Consider the following 16,683-nt stretch of genomic DNA (forward strand, 5'->3'; position numbering starts at 1 on the left):
GAATATCATGCGACAAGTTTATCGGAATCTTTCTATAAGTGTCATCCCTTCCATCGAAGGCGGGTTAAATAATCATAGTGCTCCCCCTCTTTGATAAGCTCCGCCTCGAATCCATTCCCGGCAGCATACAGGCTGAGTGTCTGAAAATCGACATAAAGCCAGTCGAAAGAATCTCCTTTTATATTTTTGTATTGCATCCGGAAGTCTATTTCGCCATAATAATCTCCTGCCAGATCAATCAGGAAACTCCCGTCCTCATCTTCAAAAAGATAACGGAGATCACTGGAATCCATCAAGATACATCCCCCGGGGCGAAGCAGTTGTTTCATCTTTTGAAAGAAAGCTGCCATATTTTCCAACTTCCCGATAATGCCCGATCCGTTCATCAGCATGAGGATTGTATCGAATGTTTCTAGAAAATGCGGATCGAAAAGATTCATCTGACGGACATTCCTTACCCCTCTTTTTTCCATTACTTCTACAGAACGGGGGGAAATGTCGATGGCGCATACCTCTTTTCCCATCTCTTGCAAGGCCAGTGCATGGCAGCCGCTTCCGGCTCCTACGTCCAGAATATTTCCTTCGGCCATTTGTAAGGCAATCTGTTCCAGTTCCGGCATTTCGTCATAAGGGCGGAATAATTGATTCACGGGTATTTCGTCTTCCTCGAACTGTGAGGAAAATACACGTAACTTATCTGCTTTGTTGTGGTTGAAATAATCGGCGATGGCAGTTCCCATCGGGTCTTTATCGGAGGAAAGCAAGTTTGTTTTCATTTGGAATCATTGTTTGTTGTTGAAGTTGCAAAGGTAGGCAATTTAGTGGAGAAAATACTACATGCTTGTGTAAGATATAAACCTTGTCACTGTAACTTATCCAATCTATCATGAAAAAACAGCAATTCTGCAAAAAGAAAAAATACATTCTAGTGAGAAATACATCCTTTTTTCAGATATTTGCATAAGAAACAAGGAGTGGTTGGTGGTTAATGCACCACTAGTTGATCATCATTAGTCGATAATTTTTATGAATACATTGAAACCTCGTATAGCATCTCTGTTACAACAACTGAATGAAAGGGTTTTTGAAAAGGAGCATATTGTGGCTCTGGCTCTGCTTTCGGCTGTGGCAGGGGAAAGCATTTTCCTTTTAGGCCCTCCGGGAGTAGCTAAAAGTATGGTAGGGCGCCGGCTGAAACTGGCATTCCGCAACGCTTCCGCATTTGAATATCTGATGTCACGATTCAGTACGCCGGACGAAATATTCGGTCCTGTCTCCATTTCCAAACTGAAAGACGAAGATACGTATGAGCGTATTGTCGATGGTTATCTGCCTTCTGCCACCATTGCTTTCTTGGACGAGATATGGAAAGCCGGACCGGCCATTCAGAATGCATTGCTCACCATTATCAATGAAAAAATATACCGTAACGGACAGTTTTCCATCCGTGTTCCTCTGAAAGGGCTGATTGCCGCTTCCAATGAACTGCCTGCCCAGGGACAGGGACTGGAGGCCTTGTGGGACCGTTTCCTGCTTCGCTGTCTGGTGGGAGGCATTGAGGATATGGGAGAATTTGACCGGATGATTTCCTCTACGGATGAAACGGAACCGGTGGTGGACGAGCAACTGCAGATCACCGATGAGGAATACATCCGGTGGGAAAAGGAGATGGCTGCCATTAAAATCCATTACTCTATTTTCGAAGTGATTCATGCCTTGAAAGACCGGATAGAGCAATATAACCTCCAGATACAAAATGAGGGGGGTGTGTCGTCTCCTCTGTATGTGTCGGACCGCCGGTGGAAGAAAATGGTGAAGCTGCTGAAAGCTTCCGCTTTCCTGAACGGATCGGACACTATCCGCCTTTCGGACTGTACATTGCTGTCCTATTGCCTTTGGAGTGAGATGGATCAGATGGAGGCGGCAGAGGAGATGGTGAACGCTGCCATTCAGAAAAGTGCCGAAGGCTATCTGCTGAATATAAAAGGGCTGGAACAGGACATTGAAGAACTGAAAGACCGACAATCGTCCGAACACAGTTTGCGTGAAGTGAACGATCCGGGCATACAGGTCATCGATACTTACTATTACCAGGTAGAGGGCGTCCGGATGAAAGAGCGCCTCCTTATTTTTGCAGCCGACTATCAACATCTGGATCAGACCGGTAAATTATTCTACCTGCATAAGGACAAGTACAAAGCCAACTGCTGTATTCTGAAGAAATATGATTCCATACTCCATGCCAAAGTTCCGCGTAATAAGATATATACGCTGAAAAAAGGGCTTCGTTCCATTTATATCAATAATTATGAATATCACTTGATGTGCTATGAGAATTGTCCTCCACCGCCGCCCGAACCCGAGCCGGAGGATTTCGGAGCCAAATATAAATCGGTGGCCGAAGCGTTGGACAGAGTGGAGAAGGATTGGTCCGGGCTGCTGGATGCGGAAACGGAATATTATGAGAAGCATTTGTTTCTCAGCGAAAGGCAGCGGGCTTCCATGCGGAGGATGCTTCGCCACCAGAAGAATACCATAGACCGATATAAGAATGATTTGAACGAAATGGCAGATGCGTACCGAAAAGAGAACCAGGAATATAAGGTTGAGAGATCTGAAGATGATCTATTCTCAGGAACTGAAAGATAGGACATTCAAAGCATACGAGGAGGATGTGAGCAACGGGGTGGTGCGTCAACGCGAACTGGAAGAGAAAGTGTTGATGTACTATCGGCGTACCACACCTTCTTTGCAGGAATATTATTCCCGCTACACTCCGGAGTGGGAGGCTTTCTATTCTTCGGAACATCTGCCGGATATGGCATTCTTGCAATACTTGAAGCAGATGCGCGGTGCTTTCAAAAAGAGGTATGAACTGGCGGAACTGAATATTGACTATTATATCAGTTTGCTGGAGAATGCTTCTCTGCTGAGAGGAGAGGGGGCCCGGACCAAGGAGTTCTTTTTGGATAAATGGCATCAGTTGCTTACCCGCAAAGAGTATGACTATCAGTACATGCATATAAACAGTTTATGTGAAGGTTTTGATTTGTTGATCCGGAAGCAAGGAAAGGAGTCGGGTAACAAACTGTTGGGGTCGCGCATGGAGTGGCTGCTTCATAATTATCCTGATTTGTACCGGAGGATGCTTCCGTATGAAACAGTGATGAAGCGCAATCCGGCTATCCGGCAATTGGCGCGTCTGCTGGGCAAGAAGCACCGGGACCAACAAAAATACGATTCTTTGTCGGGCGTAGATAAAAAGAGGCTGATCAGGCACTCTCCGCATAGTGATATCACAGGGGTGACTTTGGGAAATGATTTGAACAGTTTGCTGCCCGTCGAGTATTGCTATCTGGCGGATGATGCGCTGCGTGCCGTATTTATGGAACGATATGCCGAAAAGAGATTGCAACAGTTCGATTACCAGTCCAAGGAAACGGAACCGGTAAAGGATGACAAGCATAAGGTTTCGGGGCTAGGACCCTATATTATCTGTGTGGATACTTCCGGCTCCATGCAGGGAAACAGAGAGATCTTGTCCAAATCGGCTATTCTGGCTATAGCGCAACTGACGGAGAAAACCCATCGGAAATGTTATGTCATCAATTTCTCGGATGAGGCTGTATCGTTGTTGATTGAAGATTTGGGGCGGGATATGCCCAGGTTGGCGGAGTTTCTGAATAAACGTTTTGACGGTGGAACGGATATAGAGCCGGCTCTTCGGGAAGCTGCGCATATCATCAACGGAAATGATTTCCGTGAATCGGATATCGTATTGATCTCAGATTTCGAGATGCCTCCTTTATCCCGCGATTTAATGGAACAGGTAAAAGTGATTAAGCGGAGGAAGACCTCTTTCTTCGGATTGGTGTTCGGCAACAAGCCTGAGATGGAATACTTGAATCTTTGTGAACGTTATTGGGAAATGTAAGTTACAATTCTGTTACATAAATATGAAATGAATATTACTTGCTTTCTGCGCGTAATAACTTCATCATCAAATTAATGGTTATTCATTTTTAGTATAGGTCATTCCTCTTACATTTGTTATAAAGTAAAAAACAAAAGAATACAATGGGAAGAATGACTTATGTTAAAGCATTGATGTGCCTGTTATTCCCCTCTGCTGCTTTAGTTGCCCGCGCGCAACACCCGGTTGCCGGGGATTTGAAGTGTAAACTGACCGGACGGATGCTTATGGATGGTGGCGTTTATTTAAAGAATGATAACCTGTTTGGTAACGGTACGGAGTTTAATGACTTGCGGTTGGGGGTGAAAGCGACCTATCAGAATTGGAGCATGAAAATGGAGGTGGGGTATGTAGGGAATAAGGTTTCCATAAAGGATGCCTTTGCTGCTTATACTTCGGGCAAGCATATTATTCAGGTGGGACAATTTTATGAACCTTTCACCTTGGACATGCTATGCAGTACGTACGATCTTCGTTTTCACCAGTCACCGGGAATCGTGCTGGCTTTGACCAATGGCAGACGGATGGGAACCTCTTATACCTACAATGGAAAACATTATTATGCTTCCGGAGGCTTCTTTACAGACAGTGACCTGGGTAATGTGAAAAACATTTCACAAGGATATGCCATAGACGGTCGTTTGGTGTATCGTCCTGTAAACGAAGAGGGAAAATTGTTACACATAGGTGCGGCGGTGGTGTATCGTACTCCGGATAGCGCATTGCCGGGAGATGAAGACGAGAATACGTTTATTTATAAATCTCCGGGGGTAAGCACTATTGATAACCGGAATCTTATTTACGCCAAGGTAGATCATGCAAAGTACCAGTTGAAACAAGGGGTGGAATTAATGATCGCTCATCAGAGGTTCTTTTTGCAAGGGGAGTATATACGGACTATGGTGAAGCGTGAACAGAATTTCACAAATTATGCAGGACATGGCGGATATGTGCAATGCTCCTGGTTGTTGACAGGCAGGCAATATGGGTATGATGAAGCATTGGCTTGTCCGGGCAGACCTGTGGGGCGGGCATTGGAGCTGTGTGGAAGATTTAATATCCTTGATATGAATAATGAGGAAGCCGGTGTGTGGGGAGGGGCTCAAAAGGATTTTTCATTGGGCGTGAATTATTACATGAATAAGCATATAGGGATGAAGCTGGCTTATAGCTGGGTGATGCCGGGAAAGCATATAAAGGAGATTAGTGATAAGAATTTCAGTGTCGTGCAGCTCCGGTTCCAAATGATCTTGTAACGGAAGAAGGGTAGAAACAAATTCGGGCGCAATCACTGCGCCCGAGCCATAAAGCTAGATTTATTTTTTATTTTGCGACGGTCTTGATAGCTTCAATCAATCTGCTGAAATCTTCGGGGAACACATCACCGATGTTTCCGATGCGGAAAGTATCTGCCTGGGAAATCTTTCCCGGATAGATAACGAATCCTTTTTCCTTCAACTGATGATAGAATTCCTTGAAATCGAACTCCTTGTCAGGATAAAGGAAGGAAGTGATGACAGGGGATTGGACTTCATCTTTCAGTAAGGTCTTGAATCCCAGTGACCGCATACCTTCTACCAGTACATCGTGATTACGGCAGTAGCGTGCATGCCGGGCTTCCACACCGCCTTCGGCTGCCAGTTCGTCCATGGCTTGTTTAAAGGCACGCACTACATGTGTAGGCGAGGTGAAGCGCCATTTTCCATGTCCTTTCTCCATCGCATCCCATTGGTCGTAGATGTCCAGAGAAAGACTCTTTGATACTCCTTTACAATATTGTAATTCGGATTTACGTGCAATGATGAAACCAAAGCCGGGAACTCCCTGAATACATTTGTTGGCACTGCTGATCATAAAGTCGATGCCTAATTCCTCTACATCCAACGGCACGCCGCCAAAGCTGCTCATTGCATCCACTATCAGCTTTTTACCATGCATCTTTACCATGTGGGCTATTTCCTTTAACGGGTTCAGGATACCGGTTGTAGTTTCGCAATGTACCACTGCCACATGCGTGATTTCTGCATTGTGTGCCAGATAATCATCCACATACTCCACAGATACTTGTTCTGTTTCATCAAAGGCCAGCATATCATAGTTCATTCCATGATATTCTGCAATGTTTCCCATGCGGTCTCCGTATGCACCGTTGCTCAGAATCAATAATTTGTGTTTGGGCGTAATCACACTTCCCAAGGTCGCCTCTACGCAATAAGTACCGCTTCCCTGCATCAGGATGCTGGTGTACTCATCTGTTTTTCGTGTAGCCAGTTGTACCAATCCTTTACGTATTTCCTCTACGATGTGAACATTGTAGTCTTCATCCCATGTGCACCAGTCGGTCATCATGGCTGTTTTTACGCTTTCAGAAGTGGTTAAAGGGCCGGGGGTTAAAAGTAAGTATGGTCTCATAATCGTTTAATTCATTTTATGGTTAATAATTTCAATAATTTCGGGAAGTTCGGCAATGGTGTTTACTACATAATGCGCACCTGCCATATACATACGTTTTCTGACTGCTGCCATGCGTCTGTTCAACTCTTCTGCAGGCAGTTTTCCGGTTTCCTCTTGGGTGAGTCCCATTTCGTTGCTGCCCAGAATCACACCGACAGTCCATACACCGGCATTCACACCTTCTTTGATATCGGCTATCGTATCCCCGTATTTTATTACGCTTTGAACGGAAGGTATGGCCAGATCAATCATGTTCTGGTAAATCATGTAGGGTTGCGGACGTCCTGCCGGAAGATTGTTGGAAGTCACACAGTTGTCTGTGGTATAGCCATGGGCGGCGGCACCGGGCAGCACAATGTCCATCATGGCAGTAGTATATCCGGTGGTGGAACCTATCTTGATGCCATCCCTTTTCAGTTTCTCGATTACTTCGATTACACCGGGAATAGGAGTCGTATATTCTTCCAGGGAGGCGAACAAGTGTTTTTCGAATTCTTTGTATATGGATACCACATCTTCCTCAGTCCAGTTGCGGTTATAGTTTTGTTTGAATTGCTCCGTCACACTTGGTAACTTGAATAATTCACGGATATGGTCTATTTTGGTCATACCCATGGGGCCTCGTGCTTCTTCCATTGTCACTGTCAGTCCTTTCTCGGCAAAAGCTTTCAGGAAAGCGGCTACCGGAGCGAAGCATCCATAGTCTACAGCCGTTCCGGCCCAGTCCATAATAACACACTCAATTTTCTTCATCTTCTTGTTTGTTGTTTATTTGGTTATACTTTTATTTTTATGTTATGGGTTACAGATGTTTTCTGCTGTTTCCTTTAAGTTGGTTAACGCCATCGGTGAAACGATGATCTTTTTATTTTTTTCTTCTTTTCTCAGCTGTCTTTCCAATTTATACCGTTGCATCAGATAGATGGCCGAACCGATGAATGCAATGCTGCACACAATGCCTACCCATCCCGAGAACTGGTTATAGAACTCCATCCAATTGATATCCGGGCTGCAAAATTCCTTGAACAGCAGTACACAGACAGTTCCTGTATATCCGATAAAGTCGATGGTGGCAATGAAGAATCCCACATTTCCTTTAATCTTGAAGCAGGCTATGAAGCGCTCGAAGAACAGAGTCTGGAAACTAAGATAAACGATGTACAGGCTCAGGCTTTGGAGGAACAGCCAGTAAAGGGTAGGCAGTTGCAATGCATCATAATTAAAAGCCAGATAGCTGATTGTGCCCGCTCCACCAATAACCATAGCCAGAAGCACCTGCAATACTCTGTAGTTGCTGTTTATTAACGACATCATGGCAAAGATTCCCAAAATAATCAGCGTCACCATACCGTCCACTTGTGCGAACAACCAGGAAGAAATAGTGCTGACATCAATGATATTGACCAGAAAATCTTCTTTTATATCACGTAAAATAGTGATAAACAGATTGGCGAAGAACAGCATGATCAGCAAGGGCATATAACTTTTGAACAGTTGTCTGCGTTGCTCTCCGTTCAAGGTGACACGTTCCGAACGGAGGGCGCGGTCTTCATCTGTGGGTTGTGGCAACTTGTTGAGCGACCACCCCATGAGGATAAGGAGCGGGAAGGCTAAACCACCTATCAGGGCGGGCATCCAGAATTCTGTGACACCAAATGTATTGACTACAAACAATCCCATAGATTTAGCCATTCCTGAGCTCACCGCCATACTTACCCCCAGCAAGCTGGCCAATATATCGGTAACTTTGCGTCCTTCTATGAAACTGAAGATGACTCCCCACATGCATCCCAATGCCAGTCCGTTGAAGAATAGGGCAAACACATTAAAGGGTTGGGGGAGTAATCCGAAGAAGACTAAAGCGAGTTCTGCAAGGGCTACGGAGCATACCATGAACTTCAACCGGTCCTCGCGCTTCAATTCTGAAACAATCTTGATGGCAAAGAACTTTGAAATAAGGTAGCCGAAAATCTGCATGATGGTAGTGGCTACTTTATAGTCCATCCCGAAGAAATCCATTCCGTCAAAGGTGGCAGCTGTAAAAGGTTTGCGCAGGGCATATACCAGTGAGTATGACAGTAGTGCCGCCCCTCCTGCCCACAGGATAAACAGGAAACTGGATATCTGTTTGTTTGTTTCGCTTTTTGCTTCCATTATACTAATTGATATTGACTAATTGTTTTGTTTCTTTTCTTTGTAGGAACCTCACTCCTCGTGTCCTTGGATTGCTGTTTCCGGAAGCAAAAGTAGGGGCCTTCCGAGAGAGAAAAAATGAATCTTTATGATTAATATTTTTCATATTCCACCTGTTGTATGATGTAACATTAATGTAATGTATATGTCATTGTATGTTCATATAAAAACTTGTATTTTGCAAGTTCAATAAAGAAGAAGAGAACAATGAATGATTTGATAGAAATATACCGAAGAATAGAATATCTCCGTAACAATGGTTTGAAAATGAAGGAGATAGCAGATTATGTAGATATAGCTCCCAGTGTCTTGTCTGCTCTTTATTCCAGCGTTCTGCCCACTTATGTAACCTCATTGAAACAAGGACACTCTGAAGAAGATTCATTAGATTTGGCTTTGGCGCAGGTCAATAATGTGTCAAAAAAACGTCTGTTGGGCAATTTGGCAAGTATCAAAGAGTTGCTTTTCAGTTTGGAACCTGCCCATGGTGAGGCAAAGACCAATCCTTTTATGGAGATGATGACTGCCGAGATGCAACGTTCCGTGCAGGAAGTTTATAATTATAGCGGAAGTTATCTGAGCTATAGTCTTTCTTCTTCGTGCCAATGCCTTAAAGTGGAACCCTATCTGATAGAGGCTTCCGAAGACAATACGTATGTGAAGGTGACTCACATGAGTGCCTATAATACAACGCATCGGGGAGTGGGATTATTCAATAATCATCAGAACGGGTATATTTTCTTTAACGAGCGCGAGTCACCGCAAATGGCTTTGTTCAGTATTTATCTGCAATTGCCGATGTATGATTTTCCGCCGTTCCTTAAAGGTTTGTATCTTAGTCTGGATTACAACAGGAATCCGATAGCGCGCCGTATCTTGTTTGTAAAGCAAGGAGACAGTACAGACATGGAGGAATTCCTGGAACTGAAAGGGGAGCTGGTTCCACTCGATAAGTTGACAGAATTACAAAAGAAGTATTATGACTATACTTGTCAGGAGGGAGATTGTATCCGTACCTGCATGGTTCCGTCTCCCCAACTGAATGAAAATGATTTGGAGAGGGAAAAAAAGATTTTGTCTTTATGATTCGTACATTGGAAACGGCTTGTAATAACAACATATCGCATCCGTCGCTGTTACATAAGCCTTTTCTCTTCCTTGATCAAGCCTTTTTATACGGATGTATTCTATCTCCCAAGTCTTTGGAGTTATCTCCATAAGCTTTGGAGTTGACTCCCAAGGCTATGGAGATAACTCCAAAGGCTTGCGGAGATAAAACAAACAGGAAGAAAATCTTTAACCCTACGGCGGGAAAGGTTTAGAGATATGGGTAAGAGCTTTTAAGGATGAATCAGATTACAAGGCTACGCATTCCTTACGGAGGAATATCCTTTTGCAGACTTGCCCATCCACTGTAGGGATGGATTTCATTCCATTCCTGCAATGGATGATGTTTTGTCAATGCTTATGATAGAAATGTACTTATATTACCCGATGCGGAAATATAAAGTTTATGCATGGCACGGGTGCAGGCTACATATAACATGCTGCGGTCTATCTCTGTTCTATAGTCTTTATCAGTTACAAATGGAACAATCACTTCGTCAAACTCCAGCCCTTTTGCCATGTGGGCTGTAGTAATGACCACCCCATTGACAAAAGCTACACTTTCTTCTGTCAGCAAACAGATCTTATCAGACAAATGATTGATGGCTGCATACAACTTGTCCGCTTGTTTTACGGTTTTGCATATTATACCCATGGATACATCAGCTCCTTTCAGGAAAGAGGTGATGAGGTTTTCTATCCATTCTATCTCTTTCTTTTCAGTAGGCAGCAAGGCGACTGCCGGTTCCTCTCCATGACGCTCTATAGCTTCCAGTTCCTCGTTCTTGGCAATACGTTGGGCAAACTCTGTGATTTCATACGTGGAGCGATAACTTTTACAAAGCTTCATCACTTCCGAGCCGACCAGTACACGTTGGATCTGTTCGCAGGTGGTGGAACTGTATGGATTTACTGATTGCTTTGCATCTCCCAATATTGTTTTCCGGCAAGGGAATAATTTAGCCAGAACTTTGTATTGTATCGGAGTATAGTCCTGCATTTCGTCTACCAGCAGATGCTTGATGCCATACATGGTTTTATTATCTTCCAGGGCCAGTTTCAAATAAAGTAATGGAGCTACATCCGCATATTCCAATTTCCGGTTTTTACCCTGCTTGAACATTTCCGGTTTTCCCAGCCAGTCATAAAATCCCTTGTACAAGTCGAGGTCTTTATTGTTGAACATCTTTTTCAGTTCATTACCCAACTGCCGTATCTGTATTTTTCCCATCGGCTCTTGGTGATAGGTGAAAGTCAGTTCGCGGGCAATTTCTTCTGCCATTGGTTGGAAACGGCTGCGCATGGGCAGGCGGTGCCATGCCGCGAAACGTTCTTTCAGGTACTCGGCAGGGATAGGGATACGCCCTGCTTTCAGGTCGGTTGGCCGAAATGCGTTTTGTTCCAAATATAGAATGTATTTATCCATCTGCTGGATAAACTCGGTGGTGGATTTGAATCGGATACGTTCTATAAAATCTTCTTCCTCTTTGTCCAGTATTTCGGCCACCTGGTCAAAGAAGGTTTGTATTTTATATTTGTTGTCCAGTATTTTGAGCATTAATTCCTCAAAGCCGCATTCTTCAATTTTTTCTTCTCCCAATTCGGGAAGTACGTTCGAGATGTAATCGGCAAATACTTTATTGGGGGAAATGATCAGGATATCATTGGACGTGATTTCCCCTTTGTGCCGATATAGCAGATAGGCTACGCGGTGCAAGGCGATGGATGTTTTTCCTGAACCGGCTACTCCCTGGATAATCAGGGTGTTCGATGTATCATTACGGATAATTTTATTCTGTTCCCGTTGGATGGTGGCGACTATATTCTTCATCCGGTCATCGGAGTTTCCACTCAATTCCTTCTGAAGGATGTCATCTTGAATATTCAGTGAACTTTCCAGCATGAATTCCATTTTTCCGTCACGGATGCGATACTGGCGTTTCAGACGGATGTTACCTTTCACTTCTCCCGAGGGGGCGTCGAAATGTGCTTCTCCTAATTCATAATCATAGAACATGCTGGAGATGGGGGCACGCCAGTCGTGTATCAGATTTTCATTGGTGGGAGGATTGAAAAATGAGTGTATACCTATATATAATGGCAGGACTTCGGGTTGCCCTTTTTCTTGAAAGTCGATGCGACCGAAATAGGGGATGGCCATCATTTTGCGATAACGTTTCTTTTTCTCGGCCAAGGACTCGCTGGCTGCTACTTGTTGGGTGACTATCTGCCGGACCGCACTTTTCTCGGCTCGGTCCAGTTCGGACAGATTTTCCCACAAGTAGAGTTTGTGCTCCATTACGTCTTTGGATTTATCTTCAATGGCCTTATCCATCTGTTCGATATTGGCAGCTAATAAAGCAATAATATCCATGAGATAGGCTTTTTCTTCCTTTTCAGTCCGGTTAAATATCATAGCGCGTATTGGTTTGTAGTTTTATTACCGGGCGAAATTACACAAATATGTTTAATGTTATTCTCTTTGTATGGAGAAAAGTGGATGTAAATTTGTTCTTTGTCCGGTTGTTTGGGTTACTCTGATATGAATATTGCAGGAATGGAAGCCGCTCTTTTCTTTGTGGAAAAAAGGTGGAGGAACTTTCACAAGCTCTCCGTCCCAACCGTAGCAGGTATATGTAAGGAGAATGTTCACGGAAAAAGAATAATGCACAATCTTTTTTTGAGAGATTGTGCATTATAATATAGAAATATACAGATTGTTATTACTGGCTTTTATAGCTGTTTATCTGAGATTAACCGTGCGATGCGGGTCTTGTTCTGTGTTCCTTTGGTAAGCAGGTAAACGTGCTTATACGCATCGCGGTTCAGTTCGGTGGGAGAACCGTTGATAAGAATGATATTCCGGTCATTGGCGAATTTCAGGATACCGCTGATGTTGTTGGGATGTAGTTTGCCTATTTCATCCATCATGCAGTGTAACTTGAAATCTTTGAATTTGCGGGATGCTCCTTCCTTGAACACATTCAGCAACATGATGTTTATCATCGCTTTTACCAGAATGTCGGTTCCTTCCGACCCCACATTGGCTATCTTCTCGATAAATCCGGTGTCATTGCCGTTCTCCACAATGCGGAAACGCAACTCGAAGGAATCATACAGGCGGATACTGTCATAGCGGTAAGCATGTATTTCCTTGATAAAGGTACGCAGCAAAGTGATAGCCTCTTCTTTCACCAATTGCTCTTTGGCAGAGGAGAACAGGTTGGTTTCCGGTGAGAGGTCATAGCCGTAATCATGGTAATATTTCTGTATCTCACGCAGAATATTCACTACGCGGTTGCTGCTCTCTTCCACTTTCATTTCAATGCGCTGGATGACTCCCACAAAATTGCAGGTGGCGAAACCTTTATTGATTTCACGGATCACATCTTGAATATCATCTTCCGATGAAGTCAGCATGGAGGTGTCCATACTGATACGTTTGAAGGTATCCCAATGCTCGTTGTTGATGCGGCGGATGTACTCGTCTATGCGGTGTTCTTCCACAAAGTCGTGCAGTTCGTCGGCAAAGCGTACATATTCCCAATCCTCGTTGAATTTTACGCGGAACTTGAAGGTGTTGTCCTCATCAAAATGTCCGGTGAAAAGGTTCACTTCTTTACGGAGCTTGCTTTGCACCTGCGTGAATTGGTTGGCCTGGCGGGTCAGTTCGTCAATCAGCTCCATACAGGTCTTGGTGGTCTGCATGGTTTGCGTGTTTTCGGAACGGAATATATCCTGATGCGGTTTATACCAGTCGTATGCCGGAATCTTGCTGTAAGCCTCCAGGTTCTTTTGCAGTTCCCTTACATTTTCTTCCGCTTCTTCCCATTCTTTGTTCAGAAGGTCTATTTTTTCTTGTAGGGAGGATGTTTCCACTCTCAGCGTTTCCCGTTCCAATTGGAGCAGACGTTTTTGTTCATCGTGCTCCCGTTGCCATCCGGGAATACGGTCTATCAAATCCCGTTTGTCTTTTTGGTATTCGATGACCAGTGTCGCATTCTCCTTAATGAAAGAAAGCTCTTTTTCCAGCTGGACCAGTTGGTTGGCAATGTCTTGCAGACGTTCGGTATCTGCTCCCTGCGAGTGAAGCTCTTTCTGCATATCCGCTTCATATTCGGTTTTGATGGAGGAAATTCTGCGTTGTTCTTCTTTTTCTTCCTTCCCGATAACTTCCGCTTGTGTCTTTTTTTCGGCGGCAAGAGCCTGTTGTTGCTTGTTCCATTCCTGTTTCAGGCTATCCAGTTTCTCTGTCTTTTCTTTGTTCAGGTTTTTTAGCTTGCTGTTTATACCGTCCAGTTCGGCAACCCGTTTGCGCTGTTCGTTTTCCAATCGGTTTATTTTGGCATTCCGTTCCTCATTGGCTTTCTTCTTCCACTCTTCCAAGTCGAGCATATCCTGCTGGTATTGGCGTTCCAATTGTTCCAGTTCATACTCTATTTGGCTGATAATGGCTTTTTGTTCCTTTATCTGCGGTTGGTATTTGCGTTTCAACTGTTCCTGCAACTCCTCCCTTTCAGTTTGCTGGCGTTGCATGGCAGCAGTGATTTCTTCCAGACGTTTTTCACCGTTTTCTTTCTCGACGATATAATCGTCTATGGATTTGATGGGGCGGTGGATGCTGTCTAAATTGATGGAAATGCCATAGAATGAGTTTCCCCCCTCAATGGTAATTTGCGGAAAAAGCCCCCGTTGCCATAAAATGCTCTCATCACACAGTTTGCCGATATTCTCTTCCCATCCCTTTTTGTTTTCTTTCAGCCAGCCTTGCAAGGTGTCTTTGCTGTTGTTCAGAAAAGCTTGTAATTCGTCTATGCGGGGACGGAGTTGCAGCATCTCCTGTTGCAGTTTTTGCAAGGTCAGGTCTTTTTCTTTCAACTGTTTCTGCTGTTCCTCTTCCCAAGTCATGGTCAGTTCCTTGATGATGAGCTGCGCTTGGGCGATACGGTTTTTCCGTTCCGTATGAAAGTTGGCATAGTTTTGGATACGTGTTTTCAATTCCTGTTGCTCTTCCTCAAAGAAAACCTCCTTTCTGCATAATTTTATCTGGTAATCTATAGCGTTCAGTTCGCCCAGTTTCTCGGCTTTCAGCGGATGGAGTTGCTGTGACAGGCTTTCGAACTCCTGGTAAAGGGAATCTGTGAACCGCTGGTATTCTTTGCGGGCCTCTTCCAGACGCTCGTTGTATGCATTGTTTAATGTATCCAGTTGTTTGATTTTCGCTTCATGAATCTTGTTCCATTGCTCGTCCAAGGCCTGAATCAGCGATTTATACTTGGTGGATATTTCCATATATTGTGAGGTAAGGATGCGTTGTTCTTCCAGCAATCCCACCTGCCGGTTCTTCCATTCCTCTTTTTTGGAAGAGCGTTCTATAATCTCTTCTATGTTCTTGTTCTGATAGTCCTTTTCTTTGCCTAATGCCTTTTGCAGTTCGTTGTTCAGCACTGCCAGCGCTTCCTGTAACTTGTCGCTGCGTTTGCGCGATTCATCCTGAAGCTCCTGTTTCCGGCGTATCAGTTTTCCTTTGTCGGCATCCGTGCAGTCTTGTTTCTCTTTCCATTGGGGAAGGATACTTTCGGCTTTGCGGAAAGCGGCAACCAGTTCGCGGCAATTCTGCACCAGTCCGCCTTGCAGTTTGGACGTTTGTTGGGATAACAGTGTGATTTCCCGAGCCTGTTTCCGGGTTTCCCGTTTCTGAAATTCTTCGATATCCTTCAGACGGGTTTCAAAGTTTTTCAGATGCTCCTTGTAACTGTTCAGGTCGATGGCCGTTTCATCTTCATTCAGAGAAGAAATGATTGTTTTCTTGATAAATTCAGCATCCAGTTTCGAATTCAGCAACACGTTCTGTATAGTGCGCGGAATATTCTGGTATTGCTTGCTCTCCATCAGCGAGTACCGGCTGAACTCAGGACTTGTACTGTTTCCATACAGAATGTTCCGATACTCGTCGTAGGTATAGATGATGCGTGAATATTCTATGCCATATTGGTCCAGCACGGCACGCACGCGGTCGCTCTCGCTATAGGCCACCCGATTCTCGTCTATAAAGAATTCTTTGCGGTAAGGAGAGTGGATGAAGCGGTAACATACACGGTTCATCGATTTGAAACTCAGAATACAGAACGCGCCGTTCTCTGTTGCCACTTCGTAAACGATATACGAATTGGAGTAGGGAAAATAGTAATCCGTGTAATTCTGCTTTTCCACCGAAATGCCCAGCCGTTGCGTGTCGGCATTGTAAAAGAAAAGGATAGCACGCAGAAGGGTACTTTTTCCCACTCCCTGCGTACCGATGAAGTGAACGTTTCCGTCCAGATAGATATCGTCCGAATAAGGGATATTCGCACTATTGATAAAGATAATTCTACTCAGGTTTCTCATCTTCGGTTTCGTCGTAAATGTTGATACTTTCAATCAGTCTTTCCAGATAATGCCAGGCGCTCATCACTTTATACGTATTGGTTTTCTCATTTTCCTGTTCCAGGAACGAGTCTTTGGTGAGCTGGCGTATCATGTTTTCCAGCACTTCCTTGCGGATGTCCTTGTCCGAGAAGTGTTTCCGCATACCGTCCAGTTTGTTTTGGAGCAGCATGTTGATGTTGGTTTCCACCAATATCTGTTCGGGCTGGAAGCGGAATCCGGGACCGAATGTTTCATCGTAGGTTTTGAAAAAATCGAGCACATCTATCCAGTAATAGGCACGCATGATTTTTTGCTCCAGTGTGGCTTTAGGTTCTATACGGGAGAAGAAGAAATATTCGTTTCCCCGTTCCAGTGTATAGTTTATTTGTGAGAAATACTGATAGAGAGATTCGTAGTTCTCATCTATTTCATTATACATATCGCGTACTTCTTCGCTGGTGCTGTTGGAACTGATGAACAGTCCTTTTTGCAGGTATTCAAAGATGGATGCGGTATTATCGGGTATTTGTATATTTAAATCCATAATT

Annotated in this window: 11 protein-coding genes; 4 read left to right on the forward strand and 7 right to left on the reverse strand. The window is 44.1% G+C overall.

Going from position 1 to position 16,683, the window contains the following annotated elements:
• Nucleotides 1–41: 41 nt before the first annotated feature.
• A complete protein-coding gene (locus AB5062_RS02770) occupies nt 42–776 on the reverse strand; it encodes a bifunctional 2-polyprenyl-6-hydroxyphenol methylase/3-demethylubiquinol 3-O-methyltransferase UbiG (RefSeq protein WP_005846839.1) in 735 nt (244 codons plus the stop codon).
• A gap of 250 nt (nt 777–1,026) precedes the next feature.
• Here AB5062_RS02770 and AB5062_RS02775 point away from each other — a divergent pair, with 250 nt between their 5' ends.
• From AB5062_RS02775 to AB5062_RS02785, 3 genes are all read left to right on the forward strand, one after another.
• Nucleotides 1,027–2,649, forward strand: coding sequence for an AAA family ATPase (locus AB5062_RS02775; protein ID WP_005846841.1), 1,623 nt, complete (start codon nt 1,027–1,029; stop codon nt 2,647–2,649).
• Nucleotides 2,621–3,934 carry a VWA domain-containing protein gene (locus tag AB5062_RS02780; RefSeq protein WP_005846844.1) on the forward strand — a complete coding sequence of 438 codons (1,314 nt, stop codon included), beginning with the start codon at nt 2,621–2,623 and terminating at the stop codon, nt 3,932–3,934. The genes AB5062_RS02775 and AB5062_RS02780 overlap by 29 nt, the downstream gene beginning before the upstream one ends.
• Nucleotides 3,935–4,077: 143 nt before the next feature.
• On the forward strand, nt 4,078–5,229 hold the full coding sequence (locus tag AB5062_RS02785; protein ID WP_005846847.1) for an OprO/OprP family phosphate-selective porin: 1,152 nt from the start codon (nt 4,078–4,080) through the stop codon (nt 5,227–5,229).
• A 67-nt stretch (nt 5,230–5,296) separates the two neighbouring features.
• On the opposite strand, the gene AB5062_RS02790 is transcribed toward AB5062_RS02785, so the two are convergent.
• Genes AB5062_RS02790 through AB5062_RS02800 form a run of 3 tightly spaced genes read right to left on the reverse strand, consistent with a single transcriptional unit; the run spans nt 5,297 to nt 8,581 of the window.
• Entirely contained in the window at nt 5,297–6,385 is a 1,089-nt protein-coding gene (locus AB5062_RS02790; RefSeq protein WP_005846850.1) for a 2-aminoethylphosphonate--pyruvate transaminase, read from the reverse strand.
• A 6-nt stretch (nt 6,386–6,391) separates the two neighbouring features.
• Nucleotides 6,392–7,180 (reverse strand): phosphonoacetaldehyde hydrolase, encoded by a 789-nt coding sequence (phnX, locus tag AB5062_RS02795; RefSeq protein WP_005846853.1) that lies wholly within the window; start codon nt 7,178–7,180, stop codon nt 6,392–6,394.
• Between the two features lie 42 nt (nt 7,181–7,222).
• Nucleotides 7,223–8,581, reverse strand: coding sequence for a DUF5690 family protein (locus AB5062_RS02800; RefSeq protein ID WP_005847737.1), 1,359 nt, complete (start codon nt 8,579–8,581; stop codon nt 7,223–7,225).
• Nucleotides 8,582–8,827: 246 nt separating this feature from the next.
• On the opposite strand from AB5062_RS02800, the gene AB5062_RS02805 reads away from it, so the two are divergent.
• Nucleotides 8,828–9,706 (forward strand): hypothetical protein, encoded by an 879-nt coding sequence (locus tag AB5062_RS02805; RefSeq protein WP_057279372.1) that lies wholly within the window; start codon nt 8,828–8,830, stop codon nt 9,704–9,706.
• 379 nt (nt 9,707–10,085) lie between these two features.
• Here the strand turns inward: AB5062_RS02805 and AB5062_RS02810 are convergent, their stop codons facing one another.
• From AB5062_RS02810 to AB5062_RS02820, 3 genes are all read right to left on the reverse strand, one after another.
• Nucleotides 10,086–12,143, reverse strand: a complete 2,058-nt coding sequence (locus AB5062_RS02810; protein WP_005847735.1) for a UvrD-helicase domain-containing protein — start codon at nt 12,141–12,143, stop codon at nt 10,086–10,088.
• A 317-nt stretch (nt 12,144–12,460) separates the two neighbouring features.
• On the reverse strand, nt 12,461–16,114 hold the full coding sequence (locus AB5062_RS02815) for an ATP-binding protein (RefSeq protein WP_368326830.1): 3,654 nt from the start codon (nt 16,112–16,114) through the stop codon (nt 12,461–12,463).
• Nucleotides 16,098–16,679, reverse strand: a complete 582-nt coding sequence (locus tag AB5062_RS02820; RefSeq protein ID WP_005846867.1) for a hypothetical protein — start codon at nt 16,677–16,679, stop codon at nt 16,098–16,100. Before AB5062_RS02820 ends, AB5062_RS02815 begins: the two co-directional genes overlap by 17 nt.
• Nucleotides 16,680–16,683 lie beyond the last annotated feature (4 nt).

This window comes from Phocaeicola sp. RTP21359st1_B8_RTP21360_211022 (assembly GCF_040911965.1).
Taxonomy (GTDB): domain Bacteria; phylum Bacteroidota; class Bacteroidia; order Bacteroidales; family Bacteroidaceae; genus Phocaeicola; species Phocaeicola vulgatus.